Genomic DNA, 4,855 nt, shown 5'->3' on the forward strand with positions numbered 1-4,855 from the left:
CCAACAGTTTTTTAGTTTCGGTATTTAATTCTCTAATGAATCTCATATAAATACCCATTTTCAGTGATTTTATCTAATTATAGATTATTATGTCAAAAATAGGTAATTAATTTTGTGCACCTGCTTAGCTAGGAAAACAGCACTGTTGTTTTGGTGAACCCCGATGTATTTTTGATTTGAGGAAATCGCCCATTCTGCTATTTTATCGGCTGCGCGATCAAGTTCTTGATAGCTCCAAGGGGATATAAAACCTACCTCATGAACTATTGGGCGGTGAGACAAATGAGCTACTGATTGTTCCCAGACATCCGCCCAACTATTGACGTTTTGTGCTGCTAAATCTTGCCATCTTTTGCTTTCATAACTTGCATATTTGTTGTATTGCTCAACAAGAGTATGTTCAGATATTTTTATCATCACCGATAATTCCCCTAATACCAACTGTGACAAAAGTTATATATAGCGCTTTTTATCCTAATGAAACACACAATATTTTTTCGATCTTACATGTTCCCTGTTCCCTGCTCTGAAGGCCCTGTTCCCTAACACAAAAAAATGTGTACCCCAGCTAATTTAAAACTCCTATATTTTTAATTAAAATTACTGATTACTTAACTTTTGTAGGTTTATTTATATTTTTTAAATCAATTTGTGGGCGTTAGTAAAATTCAATAGTCAGGGTTAATACTATCATAAAACTTATTTTGTTTGAATTTTATATAAAAAAATTACCATTAATTAACGCCATTTTTAATGGTTTTTTGTTGGGTATAACGAAGTTATACCCAACCTCCGATTATTCGTAATAGCCACCGTATGGGGTTATACAGTGAATTAAAAAACATATTTTTATCAAGTATTTTAAATTCATGTTTTTCATAAAATTATACAATTTATTTTCAAAAATATGTTTAGCACCATCATTTACAATCGTTATTTTATTCTTTTTGCATAGATAGTATAAAGTAATTCTTGTGAATAATGATTGGTGAAAACTGGATTAGTGACTCCTAAAATTGAGTAAGCTAAAAATTTTGGTGGTGAACCTGCTTCTACATAGCATTCAAAGCCTTCTTTTTCTAACATATTTTTGATGATATTTAAGCGGTCTTGGATGTCATGAACTTCTATAACCAACTGCTGGATTTTTTGCCAGTCTGCGGAATTGATTCCCTCAAGAATTTTAAGTTCAGCTTTTTCAGTATCTAATTTAACTAAATCTATCTGACATAACTCATGTTTTTTGATTATTTCAGATATACTCGTTAAAGTTACACTAGCTTGTTTGGTTTTCAAGAAAAACTTTTCTAAAATAAATTCCACTAATCTTGCTTTCCATGGAAACGGACATATTTTAATGATTTGTGTTATGATATTATTAGTTTTTTTTGCATTTTTATTATTTAAGTTGTTAATAATTAAGTTGGTAAAGTTGTTTTTCTCTGCCGGGCTAAACTTGGCATCTGCTCCTGATAATAATGAGTAATGAGGGAAGTAATCAAACGTTGCTTTACTATCTTCGTTCCACAATCCACAATTATAGCTAATAACATTAGTTAACTGCATATTTTTTTGCATAATTTTATAAATTTGTTTAATTGGTTCAAAACAAAATAGATTGATATTGCCTTGACAATATTGATGAGCAAAAAGTGCAAACAAACCTATGTTGGCACCAATGTCAAATACTGTATAACCTGGTTTTAAAGTTATCCCATGCTGCAAATAACTTTGTCTGACAAAAATATCATCATAAAGAAAAAGTGCTTCCTCCTCGTTGAGGAAATAAATTTTTTGTTGGTTTGGCAATTCTAGTGACTTTTTCATTGTTGTTGAATCTGGTGAATTGACATCCTCCTGACGCTGCTCTTAAAAGACAGCGCACCGATTCCTATCCATCAATCAAACAACTGTGCGTTGAACGAATGACTCAAGGCGGGCTTCACTTGCAGTGCAAGTACGTTTTAGGGGTAGATTTACGCTTCCTCCACGTCCATTTAGAGTCTCATTATGCCTCTCAGCGACTGTAAATAGTAAGAGTTGAATTGATTTTTTTCAACTTTTAAAGCTTGGTTTATCGGCTGTATTAATATGATACCATACTTTGCCACTTGTCATTCCCAGACGACGCCAAACTATCGTTATGGGTAACTGCTCACCGCAATAAAGATGCTCTATTGACAACGGAGAAGCCAAATTGAACACTTGGGTGTATATAGCAATCCTAAATAGGATGTAATAAGTGATCGGCTAAAACCCAGGTAGAGCAAGGATCGAATTTCAGAAATTACCACGACCTATTAAGGAATTGCTATATTGGCTCTTATGACTCACCGTTCGCTCACCCTTGGTGAGCCATTCGGAATCACAATGTCAAAAAGCTACGACATAAGGGTTGAAGGAGATATTGGGGTTTCCCAAGACTGGGATCGCGAATCTCAAAATGCGATCGCGAATCTCAAAGTGCGATCACGAATCTCAAAGTGCGATCGCAAATCTGAAAGTGGGTTGGCAAATGAACAAACAGTGAGATATGAGTCATTGTTAGCGGACAATATCCGCTTTCGAAGAACCTGAGGACTGGAATAGCTTTACCATTCGACCCATGAAAATAAAACTATGGTTTACTCTAATTGTCAGGAAAACTCCAAGCCTGGGGGACTTCGACCAGCCAAAGACAATAATTCACATAAAGCAGCGATGTTCCAAAAGAACCGCTTCGCGAACGCATTATTTCCTTGCAACCGCATCGAAACCAAAAAACTAAACATTTGGGCGACTAACTGTGCCCCCCAATCGCTTCAAGCCCCACCACTGACTTTGCGATGTATCACAATTGGGCCATTGCTCGCTCAGCATCATTGTTATCAGGTTTGACCTCTGGATGAGACAAAAAAGTGAACCACTCATTCCAATGACGCTGTAGTCGTTGAATCAATCTCAAAGTATCTGAGGGAGGGTATCCAAGAGTGTCTCTTCTAAGACTTTTTTAAGAGAAGCTTCTACACTTTCTCGTTGGTCATTGAGAGTTTGGCAACTAAGTTTTCCTTCTTGATAATCCTGATAGCAACTGCGAGCTTGCCACAACACTAATTGCACTTTGCTCGCAAACTGTCGATTGCCTTCAAAGCGACTGGTTAAGAGGGCTTTTAAGTCTCTCTCGAGATGGGCTAAACACTTCTGCTTGGCCTGAGCTCCTTGTGGAGAGTAGGCACTAAAACAATCAAAGCGTGAGTATTCCCTCAAACTCAGCTCCCAGTAATTTCTCTAGTTCAGCACTACTGCGTGTGGGTGCTAACATCTTAGCACATACCTGGTCACTGGTAGCTACCCACAACCAATACTTAATGCCATCTATACAGTAGGTCGTTTCATCCACACACCTGACCCCTGGCTGTCTGACGTAGGGAACGCCATTGTTGGTAAGAAGGCTCCAAACTCTCTTGGAACCAGCGTTGCATTTTTGCCAGACTTCCCTGAGAAATAGGAACCCCCAAGACATATAAAGGCAAAATATTCCTGTTTACGCCACGTCAAGTTGCCCCCATACCCTAACCAGCCCACAATGCTACAGAGTCGTCCCCCATAGCTGAATCCTTCTTTGACTCCCCAAGGCATAGAGCTATAACCAGACCATCCACAATTGGGACAATTGTATAGAGGGCGGCGATATTCTCTGATTTCTATTGGTTGCTCGACTACTTCAGCTACTTGCTGGACTTTTTGTGGAGCTTCTTCTACTACCTCTAAGGAAGTAGCGCACATGGGACAGCTTTAATGCTCGATAGTCACTATTTCGTGACTGAGTGCCAAATCCGTTACGGGTAATTCCAAAGATGATTATACTTGGGACCGCGCTTTTTCCCCTTTTTGCGCTTACTTTTGTTGCTGGGCTTTTGGAGTTGGTCAGAGGAAGGAGGGACTGAACTATTTTTCGAGGAGCGGTTTTTGAGCTTCAATACGCTCCTCCAAAAATTGTTCTATCTCTTGCTGCTGCCCAAAGATTTGTCTTTGCTGCTGTTCAATCACTCGTTGTTGAAGGGATAGTTGTTGTTGCAGCTTCACGAGCCACTCAACCAGCAGTACATTGGTCACCAACTGTTCGGAGGCGACGCTCATGACGGACTGGGAATTCTCGGTGGCGGTTGGAGTCATAAGAACCAATATACATCCAAGTGTTCAATTTGGCTTCTCCGTTGTCAATAGAGCATCTTTATTGCGGTGAGCAGTTACCGTTATGGCTCGGGTTTTCTGCCGACATTATGATAAAATTGTATTTAGGTGCGGTTGAGGTTGAGGTTGAGAGTTTCTGGTGTTAATAGCTCTTGGGAACTATATTTAATTTCAACGGGTAAACCACCACTATCTAAACTGAGACGACCAGCTTCAAGAATAGCTGTTGTCTGTAAAGTTCGAGCAGCAGTCGCTAGGATATTGTCAAAATCTTTGGGTTCCGCTTTTCCCTCATTAATACTGCCTACTGCATCCACAAATCTTTCAAGACTTTGATAACCGTAGGCTCCCTGTCCAGCAAATTTGCCATCAGAGGGTTCGTACTTCATAAATAGGGGGTTAATACTAGCATATCCCCCAGATACTGTTGCAGTTGTATAACCTCGATGAGCTTGATCGACTTGTAACTCTCCTTGATGACCCATGTAGAAAAACCGTTGTTGGGAATGAACGTCAGATTTAGGGGCAATCCATGATGCCGTATGAATGGAGATTGCGCGACCTGAACTGGTCAAGTAAAGCGGGGAGCCGACTCCCCAGGGTAATTTACACCACCTACCCTCACGTAAAACAACCTTTTAGGTTGGACTCAATACCTTTTGGTAACAAAAGGGAAATATGC

General features: G+C 39.3%; 4 protein-coding genes and 1 pseudogene. 1 reads left to right on the forward strand and 4 read right to left on the reverse strand.

What is annotated here, in order from left to right; genetic code table 11:
• Nucleotides 1-87: 87 nt before the first annotated feature.
• Nucleotides 88-450 (reverse strand): hypothetical protein, encoded by a 363-nt coding sequence (locus F6K51_RS35225; protein WP_293030262.1) that lies wholly within the window; start codon nt 448-450, stop codon nt 88-90.
• A gap of 483 nt (nt 451-933) precedes the next feature.
• Entirely contained in the window at nt 934-1,827 is an 894-nt protein-coding gene (locus tag F6K51_RS35230) for an FkbM family methyltransferase (RefSeq protein WP_293030265.1), read from the reverse strand.
• A 543-nt stretch (nt 1,828-2,370) separates the two neighbouring features.
• Here F6K51_RS35230 and F6K51_RS35235 point away from each other — a divergent pair.
• On the forward strand, nt 2,371-2,577 hold the full coding sequence (locus tag F6K51_RS35235; protein ID WP_293030268.1) for a hypothetical protein: 207 nt from the start codon (nt 2,371-2,373) through the stop codon (nt 2,575-2,577).
• A gap of 59 nt (nt 2,578-2,636) precedes the next feature.
• Here F6K51_RS35235 and F6K51_RS35240 read toward each other — a convergent pair.
• Together F6K51_RS35240 and F6K51_RS35245 are read right to left on the reverse strand one after the other, a co-directional pair.
• A pseudogene (locus F6K51_RS35240) lies at nt 2,637-4,164 on the reverse strand (IS66 family transposase).
• 113 nt (nt 4,165-4,277) lie between these two features.
• Nucleotides 4,278-4,658 (reverse strand): hypothetical protein, encoded by a 381-nt coding sequence (locus F6K51_RS35245; RefSeq protein ID WP_293030271.1) that lies wholly within the window; start codon nt 4,656-4,658, stop codon nt 4,278-4,280.
• Nucleotides 4,659-4,855 lie beyond the last annotated feature (197 nt).

The organism is Moorena sp. SIO3I8 (assembly GCF_010692325.1).
GTDB lineage: Bacteria > Cyanobacteriota > Cyanobacteriia > Cyanobacteriales > Coleofasciculaceae > Moorena.